The 17,196-nt window shown below is 65.0% G+C and carries 17 protein-coding genes; 5 read left to right on the top strand and 12 right to left on the bottom strand.

Annotation, left to right across the window (positions count from 1 at the left end):
• The first annotated feature begins 25 nt into the window (after window positions 1-25).
• Entirely contained in the window at window positions 26-1,273 is a 1,248-nt protein-coding gene (locus ADADO0_RS21100) for an NAD(P)/FAD-dependent oxidoreductase (RefSeq protein WP_511307156.1), read from the top strand.
• Here ADADO0_RS21100 and ADADO0_RS21095 read toward each other — a convergent pair.
• Complete coding sequence (locus tag ADADO0_RS21095; protein WP_511307155.1) at window positions 1,263-1,775, bottom strand: hypothetical protein; 513 nt, start codon at window positions 1,773-1,775, stop codon at window positions 1,263-1,265. The genes ADADO0_RS21100 and ADADO0_RS21095 overlap by 11 nt on opposite strands.
• Before the next feature lie 12 nt (window positions 1,776-1,787).
• Window positions 1,788-2,786 (bottom strand): P1 family peptidase, encoded by a 999-nt coding sequence (locus tag ADADO0_RS21090; protein WP_511307154.1) that lies wholly within the window; start codon window positions 2,784-2,786, stop codon window positions 1,788-1,790.
• 195 nt (window positions 2,787-2,981) lie between these two features.
• Between ADADO0_RS21090 and ADADO0_RS21085 the strand changes: the two genes are divergently transcribed.
• Window positions 2,982-3,713 (top strand): cytochrome c biogenesis CcdA family protein, encoded by a 732-nt coding sequence (locus tag ADADO0_RS21085; protein WP_511307153.1) that lies wholly within the window; start codon window positions 2,982-2,984, stop codon window positions 3,711-3,713.
• Window positions 3,714-3,740: 27 nt separating this feature from the next.
• On the opposite strand, the gene ADADO0_RS21080 is transcribed toward ADADO0_RS21085, so the two are convergent.
• The 9 genes from ADADO0_RS21080 to ADADO0_RS21040 form a co-directional block, all read right to left on the bottom strand.
• A complete protein-coding gene (locus ADADO0_RS21080) occupies window positions 3,741-4,361 on the bottom strand; it encodes a glutathione S-transferase family protein (protein ID WP_511307152.1) in 621 nt (206 codons plus the stop codon).
• A 154-nt stretch (window positions 4,362-4,515) separates the two neighbouring features.
• A complete protein-coding gene (locus tag ADADO0_RS21075) occupies window positions 4,516-5,622 on the bottom strand; it encodes a branched-chain amino acid ABC transporter substrate-binding protein (protein ID WP_511307151.1) in 1,107 nt (368 codons plus the stop codon).
• 108 nt (window positions 5,623-5,730) lie between these two features.
• The gene (locus ADADO0_RS21070) at window positions 5,731-6,198 is read right to left on the bottom strand and encodes a DUF6867 family protein (protein WP_511307150.1); all 468 of its coding nucleotides are present in this window, start codon (window positions 6,196-6,198) and stop codon (window positions 5,731-5,733) included.
• Complete coding sequence (locus ADADO0_RS21065; protein ID WP_511307149.1) at window positions 6,195-6,917, bottom strand: ABC transporter ATP-binding protein; 723 nt, start codon at window positions 6,915-6,917, stop codon at window positions 6,195-6,197. The genes ADADO0_RS21070 and ADADO0_RS21065 overlap by 4 nt, the downstream gene beginning before the upstream one ends.
• Entirely contained in the window at window positions 6,914-7,825 is a 912-nt protein-coding gene (locus ADADO0_RS21060; RefSeq protein ID WP_511307148.1) for an ABC transporter ATP-binding protein, read from the bottom strand. Before ADADO0_RS21060 ends, ADADO0_RS21065 begins: the two co-directional genes overlap by 4 nt.
• Window positions 7,822-9,246: a high-affinity branched-chain amino acid ABC transporter permease LivM gene (livM, locus tag ADADO0_RS21055; RefSeq protein ID WP_511307147.1), complete on the bottom strand. Its 1,425-nt coding sequence runs from the start codon at window positions 9,244-9,246 to the stop codon at window positions 7,822-7,824. The genes ADADO0_RS21060 and livM overlap by 4 nt, the downstream gene beginning before the upstream one ends.
• A complete protein-coding gene (locus ADADO0_RS21050) occupies window positions 9,246-10,163 on the bottom strand; it encodes an ABC transporter permease subunit (RefSeq protein WP_511307146.1) in 918 nt (305 codons plus the stop codon). Before ADADO0_RS21050 ends, livM begins: the two co-directional genes overlap by 1 nt.
• A 144-nt stretch (window positions 10,164-10,307) precedes the next feature.
• Entirely contained in the window at window positions 10,308-11,075 is a 768-nt protein-coding gene (locus ADADO0_RS21045; RefSeq protein ID WP_511307145.1) for a COG3904 family protein, read from the bottom strand.
• Window positions 11,076-11,081: 6 nt separating this feature from the next.
• Complete coding sequence (locus ADADO0_RS21040; RefSeq protein WP_511307144.1) at window positions 11,082-12,359, bottom strand: hypothetical protein; 1,278 nt, start codon at window positions 12,357-12,359, stop codon at window positions 11,082-11,084.
• Window positions 12,360-12,762: 403 nt separating this feature from the next.
• Between ADADO0_RS21040 and ADADO0_RS21035 the strand changes: the two genes are divergently transcribed.
• Genes ADADO0_RS21035 through ADADO0_RS21025 form a run of 3 tightly spaced genes read left to right on the top strand, consistent with a single transcriptional unit; the run spans window position 12,763 to window position 16,494 of the window.
• Window positions 12,763-13,257: a (2Fe-2S)-binding protein gene (locus ADADO0_RS21035; RefSeq protein ID WP_511307143.1), complete on the top strand. Its 495-nt coding sequence runs from the start codon at window positions 12,763-12,765 to the stop codon at window positions 13,255-13,257.
• 53 nt (window positions 13,258-13,310) lie between these two features.
• On the top strand, window positions 13,311-15,686 hold the full coding sequence (locus ADADO0_RS21030; protein ID WP_511307142.1) for a xanthine dehydrogenase family protein molybdopterin-binding subunit: 2,376 nt from the start codon (window positions 13,311-13,313) through the stop codon (window positions 15,684-15,686).
• Window positions 15,687-15,696: 10 nt separating this feature from the next.
• Window positions 15,697-16,494: an FAD binding domain-containing protein gene (locus ADADO0_RS21025; RefSeq protein WP_511307141.1), complete on the top strand. Its 798-nt coding sequence runs from the start codon at window positions 15,697-15,699 to the stop codon at window positions 16,492-16,494.
• 26 nt (window positions 16,495-16,520) lie between these two features.
• On the opposite strand, the gene ADADO0_RS21020 is transcribed toward ADADO0_RS21025, so the two are convergent.
• The gene (locus ADADO0_RS21020) at window positions 16,521-17,000 is read right to left on the bottom strand and encodes an Lrp/AsnC family transcriptional regulator (protein WP_511307140.1); all 480 of its coding nucleotides are present in this window, start codon (window positions 16,998-17,000) and stop codon (window positions 16,521-16,523) included.
• Between the last annotated feature and the right edge of the window lie 196 nt (window positions 17,001-17,196).

Below are 17,196 nucleotides of genomic sequence, written 5' to 3'. Positions count from 1 at the left end.
ATCCCTCACGCTTAAGGGGACCATGATGGCGCAGGCGGACGTTCTCGTGCTTGGTGCCGGCATGGTGGGCGTCTCTACGGCGCTTCATCTGCGCCGGGCCGGTCTTTCGGTGGTTCTGATGGACCGCCGCGCGCCAGGGGAGGAAACCTCCTTCGGCAATGCCGGGGTGATCGAGGGAAGCGCGCTGTTTCCGGTCTCGTTCCCGCGCGACCTCGCTATTCTGGTGCGCCACGCCCTCAAGCTGGCGCCGCAAAGCAATTACCGGCTTGGCGCGCTGCCCGGCTTCATGCCGTGGCTGCTGGCTTATTTCCAGGCGTCCGGGAAGGCCGGCATGGCGAAAACAGCGCGTGACATGCGCCCGCTGATGTCACGCGCTCGCGCCGAGCACCGGGTGTTCGCCGAAGCCTCCAAGGCCACCGGACTGCTGACCCCCACCGGCTGGGTGAAGATCTATCGATCCGAGGCGGATTATGCCTCCGCCGCTGCCGAGCGCGAACTCGCACGGGCGCTGGGCGTGGCCTATGAAGAACTGGACGCGCAAGGCGTGCTGAAACTGGAGCCGCATCTGCGGCCGGATTTCCTGCGAGGTTCCTTCTGGCCGGACTGCGACAATTGCAGCGATCCCGGCGGTCTCGTGAAGGCATATGCCAATCTCTTTGTGCAAGAGGGCGGCATTCTCTTGAAGGGGGATGCCCGCAGCCTCGCGCGCAACGGCACACGCTGGCGAGTTGATGCGCAGGCGGGACCGGTGAGTGCGGATCGCGTGGTGCTGTGCCTGGGGCCCTGGAGCATGGACCTGTTCGGTCTGCTGGGGCTCAAGCTGCCGTTCGCGGTGAAGCGCGGCTATCACGTCCACCTCGCACCCGAGCCCGGCATCACGCTCTCTCGCGCCGTGGTGGACCGCGCCGGCGGCTTCTGCCTGCAATCGACCAAATACGGGGTGCGGGTGACCACTGGCATCGAATTCGCCAAGCGCGATGATCCACCGGACCGGCGGCAGGTCGATCTGGTGGTGCCGCTCGCCCGCAAACTGCTGCCGCTTGGTGCTGTGCGTGAAGCCGAACCCTGGCTCGGCCGCCGCCCGGCGTTTTCGGATTCAAAGCCGGTTGTCGGTCCAGCGCCGGGCCAGCCGGGGATGTTTCTCAATTTCGGTCACAGCCATTGGGGCTTCACTCTGGGACCGGTCACCGGCCTGCTTTTGACCCAGATGATGACCGGCGCCGCCACCTTCACCGATCCGACGCCCTACGGCGTTGAGCGGTTCAACGCGTGAAATAAAGCTTGGGCTGCCCGGCGCTGCGCATGTAGCCCCAGAATGCCGCCGCGCCGACGCCCTGCGCCAGCAATCCCGGCAGCAGGGCCGCAAGGTCGCCCACCGACAGATCGCCCTGGGCGATGGCACTGCGGATCGCAAACTGGCAGAGCGCGGTCACCGCGAACCAAAGAAAGAACAGGCCGGGGGCGACGGTGAGGGCGGCGGCGCGTCGCATCACCGTGAGCACCACGAAGGAAACGGCCCAGATGAAGAGGACAAACTGCGGAATGAGGCCATAGCGCAAAACCTGCGTCGCCATGGCATCGCCCGATAGCGAATCGACGACGGCGGACAGCGCCGCCTGCGGCCCCAGCGCGGAAATCAGCGTGAAGATGCCGGCCAGTGGGATCGCCGTGATGCCGCAGGCGCACCAGAAGATGATGGCGAGCAGCCCCTTCAGGGAAGGCAGCGACGGGTCGCGGCGCCGGCGTACGGGCTGGATCGGCGGCAAGGCGGGCATGGCTCGAAATCCTCAGGTGAAAAGGTCGCGCCAGGCGGGCTGCGCGTTCGGGAAGGGCAGGGACGTGGCGGCGTGGATGGCCCGCGCCACCGCCCGCGCCATGACATGGGCGGCGGCGGCGCCGAGCAGGCTTTCCGCAGCGAGCGTCGGCTCAAGCGGCTTTTGTCCGGTGGCGAGTGCAAAAACGCAGTCGCCGTCGAGCGGGGTATGGACCGGGTAGATCGACAAGGCAAAGCCGTCCTGCGCCATCACCGCCAGTCGCCTGGCCTGACGGGAAGACAGCACCGCATCGGTGGCAATGATTGCGATCGTTGTGCTGGTGCGCGCGGCGGTGCCCTTCAGCGGTGGGGCGGATGCCTCGTCAGGCCAGGATTGGGGAAACCCGAGCCCGCCGAATTCCCCATCACGCTCATAAGGTGCCGCGCGAAAATGTGGGCCGCCGCCAATCAGCGGCGAGCCCACGGGATTTGCCGCCACCAGCGCGCCCACCACATGGCCGGTCGCCGAAATCATCGAGGCCGAGCCGAGACCGCCCTTCACCCCGGCGCACGCGGCGCCGATGCCCGCGCCCACGGTGCCAAGCGGAAAGTCGCCGTAACGCGCGGCAGCGGCGGCCGTATATCCAAAGGCGCGGTAAGGAGGGTCCGCGCCCCATGCCTTGTCGCCGCCGTTCAGGAGGTCGAACAGGATGGCGGCGGGCACGATGGGCACGCGCGCCGCGCCCACCGCGAAGCCGCGCCCCTCGCTCGCGAGCCAGGCCATTGCGCCGCTCGCCGCATCCAGGCCGAAAGCCGATCCGCCGGAAAGAACGATGGCGTCCACGAGATCGACGCTGGCCGACGGGTCGAGCAGGTCGGTCTCGCGCGTCCCGGGGCTGCCGCCGCGGACATCCACCGCGCCGATGGTGGGCGCGTCGCACAGAACGACGGTGGTCCCCGACCCGAGCGCGAGGTCCCCGGCATGGCCGACGCGGATGCCCGGCACATCGGTGATGAGATTGTGGCGCACCATGATATCCGCGCGAGGGTTCTTTCCCCTGTGTGCACGAAGGCGGGGCTTGCGATCAATGGCTTCCTTGCGGGCTGCACATCAGGATTGGCCTTCACATAAGGGGGAGGGGGCTGCGGAAGGGTTGCCGCCGGCGTCACGAGAGGCCATGAAGCCTCATTGCCGTGGCCCCGCCACAGCTTCTCCTTCAGGGTCCAGATGGCCGACGTTACCCTTCCCGCCGCGTTTCTTGCCGGTCTCGCAAGCTTCCTTTCGCCCTGCGTCCTGCCGCTGGTGCCGCCCTATCTCTGCTTCATCGGCGGCACCACGCTCGAGGACCTGACCAATTCGCGCCCGCTGGAACGCGTGGCGGCGCGCACCTTTGCCGGCGCGTTGCTGTTTGTGGCCGGCTTTTCGACGGTGTTCGTGGCGCTGGGCGCCGGAGCGTCCGCCATCGGTGACGTGCTGCGCGCCCACATCGAGGTGCTATCGATCATCGCCGGTCTCGCCATCATCGTGATGGGATTGAACTTCCTCGGGGTCTTCCGCATCACCCTGTTGTCCCGCACCGCGCGCAAGGATGTGGCGCCGCCTACCGGCATCTGGGGCGCGTTCGTGATGGGGCTGGCGTTTGCCTTCGGCTGGACTCCGTGTCTCGGGCCGGTCCTCGGCGCGATCCTGGCGGTGGCCGGGTCCGAGGCGACCGTCGCCAAGGGGGCGCTGTTGCTCGCGGTCTATTCCGCGGGGCTGGGCGTGCCGTTCCTTCTGGCGGCCCTCGCCGTGCGCCCGTTCCTGAACGGGTTGCGGCACATGCGGCGATTCCTGCCCGTCATCGAGAAGGTGATGGGCGCGATGCTCGTGCTGACGGGCATCGCCTTCATGTCCGGCTGGATCGCCAACGCCTCCTATTGGCTTTTGGAGACGTTTCCGGCGCTTTCGACCATCGGTTAGATCATCAGCCGAACACGCCGTGGTGCGTCAGGTCAGCGGGAGAGCGACCGCCCGCTTGAAGGCCGGCCGCGCGCTGATGCGCGCGTACCAGGCGGCGAGGTGCGGCAGGTCGGGGCGCTCGATGGCCAATTCGAACCATCCATAGGCGAAGCACCCGACAGGGATGTCGCCCATGCGGAACGTGTCCCCGGAGAGATAGGGCTGCTCGGCAAGCGCCTGATCGACCCGTGCGAACAGCGTGCGGCAGATCGGCAAACACCGTTCCACCAATTCGTTGTCGCGGGTTTCCGGTGTCCGCCGCACGAGGTTCCAGAACACTTCGCGAAACGGTGACGCAAGTGTGGAGGGCGCCCAGTCCATCCATTTGTCGCCCACCGCGCGCAGCGCCGGGTCTTCCGCCCAAAGGCCGCCGGCATCGTGCTTGGCGCAGAGATAGCGGACGATGGCGTTGGATTCCCACATCAGGAGGTCGCCGTCTTTGATGAGCGGCACCAGCCCATTTGGATTCATGGCGCGGTAGGCCTCCAGGTCCACCAGCCCAAAGGCGCCGCCGGCATCCACCCGCTCATGGGGCAGGCCGAGTTCCTCGACCGCCCACATCACCTTCTTCACATTGACCGAATTGGTGCGGCCCCAGATCTTGAGCATGCTCGTCTCCCTGCTCCCGCTTCGGCCGGCGACGTAACGCACTGGACCGGCGAGTGGTTTTTGATTTCCGCGTTCAGGCGCTGCGCTCTCGCGGGTGCCCTCAAACAAAAGCCCGCGCCAAAGCGCGGGCTCTGTTCTTAATAAAAGGCGGGGCTCACAGTTCGCTGTAAGCGCCGTCCTTCCACACGTAGACCACATAGTCCTTCTTGGTGATGTCGCCCTTCTTGTCGAAGGCGAGCGGGCCAAGAACGGTCTGGAAGGTGGCGCCGGAGTGCATGTACTCGGCGACCTTCTTCGGGTCGTTGGACTTGGTGGCTTCCATCGCCTGCTTCATCACCTGAACGGCAGCGTAGGAATAGAGAACGTAGCCCTCGGGATCGACGCCCTTGGCCTTGAACTTGTCCACCACTTCCTTGGCGGCCGGGCTCTTGCGCGGGTCCGGGCCGAAGGTCATGAGGGTACCAGCGGCGCCGGGGCCGGCGATGGTCCAATATTCCTTGTCGGTAATGCCGTCGCCGGAGAACAGCGTGGCATTCACGCCCTGGTCGCGCATCTGGCGCACGATCAGGCCAGCTTCAGGGTGCAGGCCGCCGAAATAGACGAGATCGACACCGGCTGCCTTCAGCTTGGAAACGAGGGCGGAATAGTCCTTCTCACCGGGATTGACGCCCTCGTAGATGACTTCCTTCACGCCGGCCTTGTTCATGGCCTTCTGGGTCTCGTCGGCAAGGCCCTTTCCGTAAGGGGTCTTGTCGTGGACGATGGCAACCTTCTTGCCCTTGAAGTTCTTGGCGATGTAATCGCCAGCGACCGCGCCCTGCTGGTCGTCACGGCCGCAGGTGCGGAACGTGTTCCACAGCTTGCGCTCGGTGAACTGCGGGTTGGTGGAGGCCGGGCTGATCTGGAGGACGCCCGCCTCTTCATAGTCCGTCGAGGTCGGGATTGAGACGCCGGAGTTGAAGTGGCCGACCACGTATTTCACGCCGTCGGAGATGAACTTGTTGGCGGCCGACTTGCCCTGCTCGGGCTTGGACGCGTCGTCGCCGACAAACAGCTCGATCTTCTTGCCGTTGATGCCCCCGGCCGCATTGATATCAGCCACGGCCTGTTCGGTGCCGGTCTTCAATTGCGCGCCGAAGGCGGCATTGGCGCCGGTCATTGGGCCGCCGACGCCCATCTTCACGGTATTCTGGGCGTTCGCCGGGATTGCCATGGCGAGGCCCGCGCTCAGCGCGAGACCGGCCAGCAAGAGCTTTTTCATCGAGTTCTCCTCTGTCTGCCCTAGGGGGCGTGTTTGCTTGTTCCGCCGGTGAAGATGGTTCCCCGGGATATTCTGCCTGTTTTCCGCAGACTGTCGATGGTTGCCGGATCAGCGCGGCGCGCTCTCCCCTGCATCGCTGCGGCTGCGCCAGGAGAGCGGGCCGGCGGCCTCGTAGAGCCAGGCGTAGCGTTGGGTCATCTGCTGCTTGCGCACCGAGCGAAAACCCAGCGTGGCGATGGCGAAAAGCAGAACCAACTCAAGCAGATAATAGTCCAGCGCGCGCAGCGTCCCCTGGAAGAGGGCGAAGTGGCAGAAGCGGACCACCGCCGTCAGCAGGGCGGAGTAGACCAGCACCTGCCAGAACGGGCTCCAGCTTTTCGCCACCGACCGCCCGGTGAGCCAGGCCGTGCCGCCGCCGAGAAACAGCGTTACCAGCATGAAATCTCCGGTGGAGACCTCAACCACCGCGCGCGGCCGGATGATGAACAGCACCAAGATCGCGAGCAGTGTCAGGGCTGGCAGCACCACCATGGGCGCCGTGGACCGGCCGGGTTCGGCGGGCGTCGTGGCCATCATGCGCCCCCTTCCAGGTATGCGGCTTTCACTTCCGGATTCTCCAGAAGCGAACGGCCGCTGCCGGCCATGGTGATGTTGCCGTTGACCAGCACATAGCCGCGATGCGCCAGCTTCAGCGCATGATAGGCGTTCTGCTCCACCAGGAACACGGTGAGACCCTCGGTGGCATTGAGATCGCGGATCACATCGAAGATCTGCCGGACCACCAGTGGGGCAAGGCCGAGCGAGGGTTCGTCCAGCAACAGCAAGCGCGGCCGGCTCATCAGGGCGCGGGCGATGGCGAGCATCTGCTGCTCGCCGCCGGAAAGGGTGCCGCCGCGCTGGTGCAGACGTTCCTTCAGGCGGGGAAACATCTCGAACATGCGTTCGAGGTCGTCGGCAAAATGCGCATAGCCGTCCATGGCCGCGCCCATCTGCAGGTTCTCGTACACGCTCATTCGCGGAAAGATCCGCCGCCCCTCGGGGGACTGGGCGATCTTGAGACGCATGATATCGTGGGTCGGCAGATGGGTGATATCCTGACCCTCGAACAGGATGCGTCCTGCGCTGGCGCGGGGGGCGCCGCAGATGGTCATCATGAGGGTCGACTTGCCGGCACCGTTGGCGCCGATGAGGGTGACAATCTCGCCCTCGTTGACGTCCAGATCGACCCCATGAAGGGCGATGATCTTGCCGTATTGGGTCTTCACACCCTCGATATGAAGCATGGGCTGGCTCATACGCCGACCTCCGCCTCGACGGCCTCGACCGCCTCCTCGTCCACGCCAAGATAGGCGGCGATGACGCGCGGGTCGGTGCGAACTTCCATCGGCGTGCCGTCGGCAATCTTGCGCCCGTATTCCAGCACGATGACATGGTCGGAAATGCCCATCACCACCGACATGTCGTGCTCGATCAGCAGGACCGATGTGCCGAATTCGTTGCGGATCGACAGCAGCAGTTCGTTGAGCGCGTGGGATTCGCGGGGGTTAAGGCCGGCAGCCGGTTCATCAAGGCAGAGCAGCACCGGCTGCGAGCACATGGCGCGGGCAATCTCCAGGCGCCGCTGGTCGCCATAAGGCAGATCGCCGGCCGGGTCGTCGGCGCGGTCGATCAGGTTGATGCGCTCCAGCCATTCTACGGCGCGGGTGACGGCCTGGGCTTCGCGCCGGCGCCAGGAGGGCAGGTTGAGCAGAGCAGCGGGCGAGAGCAGGCCGGTCTCAGTGAGACCCATATGCTGGGCCACCAGCAGGTTTTCCAGAACCGTCATGCCCGAGAACAGGCGAATGTTCTGGAACGTGCGGGCCACCTTGGCGGCGGAGGCCACCTTGTGATCCGGCAGGCGCTCCAGCAGGTAAAGCGCGCCGGTGGATGTGCGGGCGGAAGGGCGACCTGCGCGGGTGAGGGCGTCCAGTTCACCGGGTGTGGCGGCGCTGCCTTGAGACAGCGCAATGCGACCTGCGCTCGGCTTGTAGAAGCCGGTGATACAGTTGAAGACCGTGGTCTTTCCGGCACCGTTCGGGCCGATTACGGCTGTCACCTCGCCGCGCCCGGCGTCGAAGGAGACATCGCCCACGGCGATCAGGCCGCCGAAGCGCATGCTGAGCCGGTCGACGGTGAGAATGGGATCGCGTTCCCAGGACTTCATCCGTGGCCCTCCCGGACCAGGTCGCCCGACACTTTCTTGCGCTCCTTCAGGAAGATGGTTGCGAGGCGGCTGGACACGAGGCCGCGCGGTCGCCAGGCCATCACGGCCACCATGGCAAAACCGAAAATCAGCATGCGGTAGAGGCTGGGGTCGAAATCCGGGCCGAGCAGCCAGGGGTCTTTCAGGAAGGTCAGGTTGCGCAGCATCTCCATGCCGCCGATGAGAAGGATCGCCGAGATGGCGACGCCGATCTGCGAGCCCATGCCCCCCAGCACCACGATCGAGAGGATGACGGCGGATTCCATGAAGGTGAAGGATTCCGGCGAGACAAAGCGCACGCGCACCGCAAAGAAGGCGCCCGCGAAGCCGCCGAACATGGCGCCGATGGCGAAGGCGGTGAGCTTGGTGAGGGTGGTGTTGATGCCGAGCGAACGGCAAGCGATCTCGTCTTCCCGAAGGGCTTCCCAGGCACGGCCCACCGGCATGCGCCGAAGCCGGATGGTGGCGAGCGCGGTGATGGCGGCGAGCACGAGGATGACGAAATAAAGGAAGATGTTGCGATGCATGGGGTCGAATTCGAGCCCGAACACGCTGGCAAACCCGCTATCGCCGTTTGAGAACGGAATGCCGAAGAAGGTGATGGGGGGAATCGAGGAGATGCCCGCGCCGCCGTTGGTCAGGTCAACCCAGTTGATCAGCACCAGACGGATGATCTCGCCGAACGCGAGTGTGACGATGGCGAGGTAATCACCCCGCAGCCGCAGCACCGGGAAGCCCAGGATCAGGCCCCAGAGCCCCGCCAGAATACCTGAAATCGGCAGGCAGACCCAGAAGCTCCAGGCTTTCCAGAAATCCTCTCCCAACGCGCCAGCGAAGAAATCCGAGATCGGAATAGAGGTGGAGAGCAGGGCAAAGGTATAGGCGCCGACCGCGTAGAAGGCGACGTAGCCGAGATCGAGAAGACCGGCGAGGCCGACCACGATATTGAGGCCCCAGCCCAGCATCACATAGGTGAGGATATAGATGCCAAGGTCGATCCAATAGCGGCTCGGACCAAGGCCACCGCTCGCGAGCACCGCGAACAGCGGGTAGAAAATCAGAATGGCGAAGAAAGCCGGCTTGGCGAACCCGCTCGCCGCCTCACTGAACTGCGTCATGGCCGGCGAGGGGGCCTTGCGCGCCTTGACCCGTCCCGGTCGCCAGAGGGTGAGGTTCAGCACCAGCCGCATCACGGCGACGATACCCGCGAAGATCGCGACCAGGCCGAACCTGTAGGTGAGGATCAGCGGCCCGCCGGAGGTCTCGGTGGCGCGCATGCCGACAAGCGGCGTCAGGAGCAGCGCGGTGATGGCGGCGCTGATGACCGCATCCTTCAAGGCCGGCAGAAGCGCACCAGCCGGGCGCGCCGCGTCGGCGGCCATCACACCTTCTCCACTTCCGGACGGCCGAGCAGGCCTTGAGGCATGAACACAAGGGTGATGGCAAGGATGGAGAAGGCGGCCACATCCTTGTATTCAATGGAGAAATAAGCGGACCAGAAGGTCTCGATGAGGCCGATCAGCAACCCGCCGAGCACCGCGCCGGGCAAGGAGCCGATGCCGCCGAGCACCGCTGCGGTGAACGCCTTCACGCCCGGCACGAAGCCGTCGGCGAAGTTTACGACGCCGTAATAGGTCAGGTACATGACGCCCGCGACGGCGGCGAGCGCGGCGCCGATGACGAAGGTGAGCGAGATGGTGCGGTCCACGTCGATGCCGAGCAGCGCGGCCATCTTGCGGTCCTGCTCGCAGGCGCGCTGGGCGCGGCCGAGCGGGGTCTTCTGAACCAGCCACCAGAACGCGGTGAGCAGCACCGCCGTGACCACCATGATGAGCAATTGCTTATAGGCCAGCGTCACCTGATAGCTGCCATTGTCCATCACCACGATGACATCCGTCACCATGGGAGGCAGCGCCTTGTTGCGCGGACCCTGGGCAACCTGCACGAAATTCGAGAGCAGGATCGACATGCCGATGGCCGAGATCATCGGGGCGAGGCGGAATGATCCGCGCAGGGGCCGATAGGCCACGCGCTCGATGCTCCAGTTCACCAGTCCGGTAAAGGCCATGGCGATGACCAGCACGATCGCCAGCACGAGGAAGATTGAGGTGATGCCAAGGACGGTGGTGATGAAGAGGAAAGCGATGAGCGCTGTGAAGGTGCCCACCATGAACACGTCGCCGTGGGCGAAGTTCACCATGCCTATGATGCCAAACACCATCGTGTAGCCGATGGCGATGAGGCCGTAGATGGAGCCAAGAGTCAGGCCGTTAATAAGCTGCTGGAGAAAAATATCCATGCGGCTTCAAACCCCTCAATCTGGAAGCGCCTATTGCTTGAACTTGCCTCATGAATGGGCGGCGCCTTATAATCGAGTCATAGCGCGGCCGGGGACGGGTGACAAATAGATGTCACCTCATGCTTTCGATGGGGGAGGGCGCCTTCAGGCCGTCGTCAGTTTCAGCCGCCGCATCTCTTCGGGGGTGAAATAGAACAGCTTTTCCTTCGGGGTCTCCATGGCATGCAGCCAGACCTCCTGGTCTACCCCCATATCCCTGAGATAACGCTGGCATTCCGCGGAAATTCGCTGGGCGCTGTCCATACCGTCTGGCCGGGTGCGACCCGCGGGGCGATCGGCGGAATAGACTTGATGCACGCCTAAAGCGCCCTTGGCACCCACCCGCCGTTCGGCACCACCTGAGAAGGTGAGCGGACAGGAGGAGGCGCAATAAGCGCCCGCTGCGACTTCCGTGCCGAAGCCCTTAGCGCGAATCAGCCGCCCCATGGCGAGTGCGTCCTGCACCGATCCGCCGGGCGAATGCAGCACCACGGTGCGCACGTAGGAGCCGCGCTTCTCGACTTCAGCGGCGAAGGCGGCGGCTGTTCCCGAAACGATGCTGCCGGTCGCATATAGCCGTCCGTCAGCACGCAACTCGAACGACATGGGTTCCCTCAGCGCGGTGTCGGACGCGGGCACGTCGTGCTCGGTGCCCGGTCGCGCCGGAGACAGCGGCGTTGCGGGCACATCGTCCGGCACGTTCCTGCGGACGGCGGGACGTGTCCCCCCATCCAGCTCGGCTGCGAAACGCTGCGCATCCTGGGCCAGCATGGCGGCGGTGAGGCACAGCAGGCCGGCGAAGACGAGGTGCAGCAGCGCCTCGTCGGGCCGCTCGCGCCAATTCCGTAGAGCGGAGATGAAGAGCGATGGCATGGGGCCTCAGTCGCGCAGGGCCAGCGGGCGCAAGGCGGTTACGTTCGCATCCTCGCTCGATAGCGTGGCGTCCGGTTCAAGTTCAGGAGCGAGAGGAGCGCGCAGAGCCGCATTCGCGGTCTCGATCTCGCGCGCCATGCGCAGCGCGGCGAGGAGTTCTCCGCTCGTCATACCCTCGGCGCTGGCCTGCGGCGCGCCCTCGCGACGAATGGCGGCGTGGACGATGCACAAGATCAGCACGAGAACGCCCGGCAAAAGATCGATGGAGACCGCACCCGCCCAGCTCGGAATGAAGTCGCCAGCATAGCGCAGCACAGCCTCGGCCGGGGATATCTGCTGATAACGCGGCGCGGTGACATGGGGGAGGGCGACCACGGCGTCCGCTGCCTTGGCCAGCGCCTTGGACTGGGCCGCGACCGCCGTCTGAACCCGGCCGACCACCTCGTTCTGCCGGCTGATGACGTCGGGCGTGCGCCCATCCGCGGCGGGAGCGATGAAGCTGCTGCCGAGATCGGAGGCGATGCGCTTCACCGATGGAGCGATGGAGGACTGCTGCATGGCAGTGATGAGCGTGGAAAGCTCCGCCGCCTCATTGCCGAAATCCTCCGTACGGGGCGCGATGGACCCGCCGGCGGCAACCAGTTCGCGCATCGCGGCGAGATGTTTGGCGCCTTTTTCTTGCAAGTCCGAGAGCTTCTCACCCGAAGCCGCGATCTCCTTTGAAAGCCCAGTCAACTGGCTCGACATCTGCCCCAGCAATTGCACCACGGTGCCCGAACCTGTGGTTCCAGTCAGCGACCCAGTGCGCTCGGCCTGCGCCAGTTCCGCGAACCTCCCGGCCGCAAGTTGGATATCCGGGGCGAGCCCCTGTGCAGCAAGGGCATTGCTGTGCGCGCGCTCAAGGTCGCGTTCGTATTGGGTGAGGGTGACGCCGAGATGCTGCTCCAGCGCGGCCGATCCGGCCAGGGCGCTGGCATTGAGCCAGGACGACATGGCCACGATCATCAGGCTGCCGAGCGCCATCGCGCCAAACATCATGAGCCTGCTGGTGGCATCCGTCATATGCGGCATGAACCGCATCAGGAACGCCCAGAATGCGTAGATCGCCACCGACACGGCGGTGGAATAGATGATCGCGGCGAAAAAGGTCGCCGCCGGGCTGCCGTCTAGCAGGTCGCGCACGCCAAGATAGGTGTAGACGCCGCTCGCGAGGGCGAGCACGAGCAACGAAACGCGGGCGGTGGTCTCGAGATGACGCACGCCGTCGCGCAAAGCGGTAGCCATGACTTGCTCCCCCGGGTCGCGAAGACCAGCTTGGAAAATTCGGACGATATTTTTGGGTTGATGGTGACCTAACGGAAAAATTCGACTGCAATTTGTTGAATTTGCGCCGTTTTGTGCATTGCAGCGTTCGCGCTTGACGGGCTCTCTTGCCAGTTGGCGATACGGGAGGAGGATGGGGCGCAGATCGGCGCGGGCTCAGCGTCGCCTTGAGCGGACGCTTCCATCGCCCGGCGCACGACCTGCCGATCGAAAAACGCACGCCTCTGTGCCTTGACCACGGCTTATGCGCGGCGTCAGACTGGAAATGATAAAATGAAGATCGGGGAGTTTGCCCGAGAGACCCGATAACTCACGACGCCATGTCGGTGGTTCGCGTCTCTCGCCACCCGAAGGGAGGTCGCGCATGACGCAGATTTCAATGAGCGTGAACGGCCGCGCGGTTTCTGCCGATGTGGAGCCGAGGACCCTGCTGGTCCAGTTTCTCCGTGAAAAGCTCTTGCTGACCGGCACGCATGTGGGCTGCGACACCAGCCAGTGCGGCGCCTGCGTCGTCCATCTGGACGGCGAGGCGGTGAAGTCCTGCACTCTGCTGGCCGTGCAGGCTGATGGCGCAGCCGTCACCACCATCGAGGGGCTTGCGATTGCGGGGCGGCTGCATCCCATGCAGGAAGCTTTCCGCGAGCATCACGGACTCCAGTGCGGCTTCTGTACGCCGGGCATGATTATGACTGCTGTAGATCTCGTCGGCAGGCTTGGACCGCACCTCGACGAGAAAACCATCCGCGAGAATCTCGACGGAAACCTTTGTCGCTGCACCGGCTACCATAACATTGTGAAGGCGGTCGCCGCAGGCGCCGAGGCCATGGGCACGCAGCCCGCGAAGGCGGCGGCGGAATAAATCCGCCGCATCTCCCGATAGAAAAAGACAGATCGTCCTTCAGGGAGGACACGATGAACGCCAGCAACGTCACCCCCATTGGCGCCGCCGTTCGGCGCAAGGAAGACCACCGCTTCATCACCGGCAAGGGCCGCTATACCGACGACCTCTCCCGTCCCGGTCAGGCGCATGCCTACTTTTTGCGCTCCCCCTATGCCCACGCCCGGATACGCAGCGTTGATATCTCCGCTGCCGAGGGCATGCCCGGCGTGGTGGGAATTCTCACCGGCAAGGAATTGGCGGAAGACGGGCTGGGCGGCCTCATCTGCGGGTGGATGATCAATTCCAAGGACGGATCGCCCATGAAGGCGGGTGCGCACCCGGCGCTCGCTCTCGATACCGTGCGCTATGCCGGCGACCATGTCGCTGTGGTGATCGCCGAGACCCTCAACCAGGCGAAGGACGCCGCCGCTGCGGTGCGCGTGGACTACGACGTGCTGCCGGCAGTCGCCGACCTTGCCCATGCGCAGGATGCAACGGCGGCGCAGATCCACGAGGTCGCGCCGCGCAACACCGTGTTCGAGTGGGAGTTGGGCGACAAGGCAGCCACCGACGCGGCGTTCGCCGGCGCCGCCCATATCACCGAGATCGATATCGTCAACAACCGCCTCGCGCCGAACCCCATGGAGCCGCGCGCGGCGGTGGGTGAATATGATGCGGGCGATGAAGCCTACACTTTATGGACCACCAGCCAGAACCCGCATGTGGCGCGGCTCGTGCTCTCGGCTTTCGTCGGCCTCGCGCCGGAAAACAAGCTGCGGGTGATCGCGCCGGATGTCGGCGGCGGCTTCGGCTCTAAGATCTTCATCTATGCCGAGGAGACGGTCTGCGCCTGGGCGTCCAAAAAGGTTGGGCGGCCGGTGAAATGGACCTGCGAGCGGGGCGAGGCTTTCCTGTGCGACGCCCACGGCCGCGATCACATCACCAAGGGCCGGATGGCCCTGGACAAGGATGGAAAAATCCTCGGCTTCAGGGTGAAGACCAGGGCCAACATGGGCGCCTATCTCTCCACCTTCGCCTCGTGCGTGCCGACCTATCTCTACGCGACGCTGCTCTCCGGCCAATACGCCATCCCGGCGATCTATTGCGAGGTGGACGCGGTCTACACCAACACCTCCCCCGTGGACGCCTATCGCGGTGCCGGCCGCCCCGAGGCGACGTTCCTGGTGGAACGCATCGTCGATAAAGCGGCGCGGGAGATGGGCATCGACCCGGCCGAGTTGCGTCGGCGTAATTTCATCACCGCCTACCCGCATCAGACACCGGTGATCATGTGCTACGACGGCGGCGACTATGCCGCCTCGCTCGATCTGGCGCTGAAGATGGCTGACTATTCCGGCTTCCCCGCCCGCAAAGCGGAAGCCGAGCGGCGGGGCAAGCTGCGGGGCATCGGCCTGTCCAACTACATCGAGGCATGCGGGATTGCCCCGTCCGCCGCGGTGGGCTCGCTGGGCGCGGGCGTCGGCCTCTGGGAAAGCGCCGAGGTGCGCGTCAATCCCACCGGCAACGTGGAGGTGCTCACCGGCTCCCACAGCCACGGCCAGGGGCACGAGACCACCTTCGCGCAACTGGTCTCCGCGCGGCTTGGCATTCCCATCGACCAGGTGACGATCGTCCACGGCGACACCGATAAGGTGCAGTTCGGCATGGGCACCTATGGCTCACGCTCCGGCGCGGTGGGCATGTCCGCCATCGTCAAGGCGCTCGACAAGGTGGAGGCCAAGGCGAAGAAGATCGCCGCCCATATCCTCGAAGCGAGCGAGGGCGACATCGAGTTTAAGGATGGTCGCTTCACGGTGGCCGGCACCGACCGCGGCCTCGCCTTCGCAGAGGTGGCGCTCAACGCCTATATCGCGCACAAATTTCCCACCTCGGAAATCGAGCCGGGGCTGAAGGAGGGGGCATTCTACGACCCCACCAACTTCACCTTCCCCGCAGGCTGCCATATCTGCGAGTTGGAAGTGGACCCGGACACCGGCGTCACGCAGATCGTCAACTGGGTCGCCGTGGATGATTTCGGCACCATCATCAACCCCATGATCGTAGAGGGACAGGTCCATGGCGGCATCGCCCAGGGCATCGGCCAAGCGCTCATGGAGAGCGTCAGCTATGACGAGGAGGGGCAATTGGTGACGGGATCTTACATGGACTACCAACTGCCGCGCGCGGAGGATCTTCCCTCATTCACCCTCGGTCTCACAGAGACGCGGTGTCCTTCAAATCCCCTGGGAATGAAGGGTTGCGGCGAGGCTGGCGCCATCGCCGCACCGCCAGCGGTCATCAACGCGCTGACCGACGCGCTGGGGACACAGGACATTTCCATGCCGGCCACGCCCGCCAAGGTGTGGGCCATTGCGCAGGCGCGTCTCGCGCGCCGCGCCGCAGAGTGAGGAGCATTCCATGTATGCCTTCGATTATCAGCGGCCCTCCGCCGTCGATGAAGCCATTTCGCTGCTTCAGTCCCTGGACGAGCCGAAACTGCTGGCCGGCGGGCAGACCCTGCTGCCGACCCTGAAGCAGAGGCTGGCACAGCCGGGCACCCTGGTGGACCTCTCCCGCATTCCCGGCCTCTGCGCCATCGAGCGCAGCGGGGAGGGAGTGCGGATCGGCGCCATGGCCCGCCACGCAGCCGTGGCGACCTCCGAAGTGGTGCAATCCGCCATTCCCGCGCTCGCCGAGCTTGCCTCGGTGATCGGCGACCCGGCTGTGCGCCATCGCGGCACCATCGGCGGTTCTGTCGCCAATAATGATCCGACTGCCGACTATCCCGCCGCATGCCTCGCCCTCGGCGCGACCATCGTCACCAACCGCCGGCGGATCGCTGCGGCGGATTTCTTCACCGGCCTGTTCGAGACTGCGCTTGGCGAGGATGAGGTAATCGTGGCGCTGGAATTTCCCAGGCCCGTACGCGCTGCCTATCGCAAGTTCCGCAACCCGGCCTCGCGATATGCCATGGCAGGTGTGTTCGTGGCCGAAACCGGAGATGGCGTGCGGGTGGCGGTGACGGGCGTGGGGCAGAGCGGCGTGTTCCGTTGGAGAGAGGCGGAAGCGGCGCTCTCCGCATCCTTCTCACCTTCGTCCATCGACGGTCTGACTCTCGACCCCGACAATGTCATGAGCGACCTGCACGGCAACGCCGTCTACCGCGCCCAACTCGCCAAGGTGATGGCCAAGCGCGCCGTTGAGGCGGCGGTCTGAGTCAGGGAGAGCAAGCGACGCCGGATTTAAGTCGGCGTCTTCGCTTCCAGTGGAACGATGGGTGCGTTCTTGGCCTGCTTGAGGCTCAGCGCGGTGCGTACGTTGCGCACGTTCGGGGTCGCGGTGATTTCGTGCACGAAGGTCTGGAACGTGCGCAGGTCCGGCGCGACGCAAAGCATCAGAAAGTCCACTTCGCCCGAAAGCATCCAGGCGCCGCGCACCAGTGGCCACCGGTCAATCTGCTCCTGGAAGGCGGATAAGTCCGTTTCCGCCTGGCTGATGAGATGCACCATGGCGAAGGCCATGAGGTCATAGCCCAGCCGCTTTTCTTCCAGCAGGGCGCGATATCCCTCGATGAACCCCTGTTCCTCCAGGTTGCGAACCCGGCGCAGACATGGAGGAGCGGAGATGCCCACGCGGCGGGACAACTCCACATTGGTCATCCGCCCATCGCGCTGGAGTTCGGTGAGGATTTTCCAGTCCACGGCGTCGAGATGAACGGGCAAGGGAATCCTCCAGCACAAGCGTGCGCACCATAGTTCAGCCTGACCGGGGCGCAACGAAATATTATTGCGCACTCAGTTGAGGATTACCCCGCCCGCGGGCCACTTCGCCTTGTGGCAAACGGCGCCGGTCCCTACATTGGCGCATAGCTCGCTACGGAAGGCATATAATGTCCTGGCCGGTGCAGCGCGAGCCGAG

Origin of the sequence: Aquabacter sp. (genome assembly GCF_965279295.1) — a bacterium.
In the GTDB taxonomy this organism is placed as follows: Bacteria; Pseudomonadota; Alphaproteobacteria; order Rhizobiales; family Xanthobacteraceae; genus Aquabacter.
The sequence above is the reverse complement of the archived record's forward strand: the minus strand, read 5'-3'. Positions and strand labels throughout refer to the sequence as shown.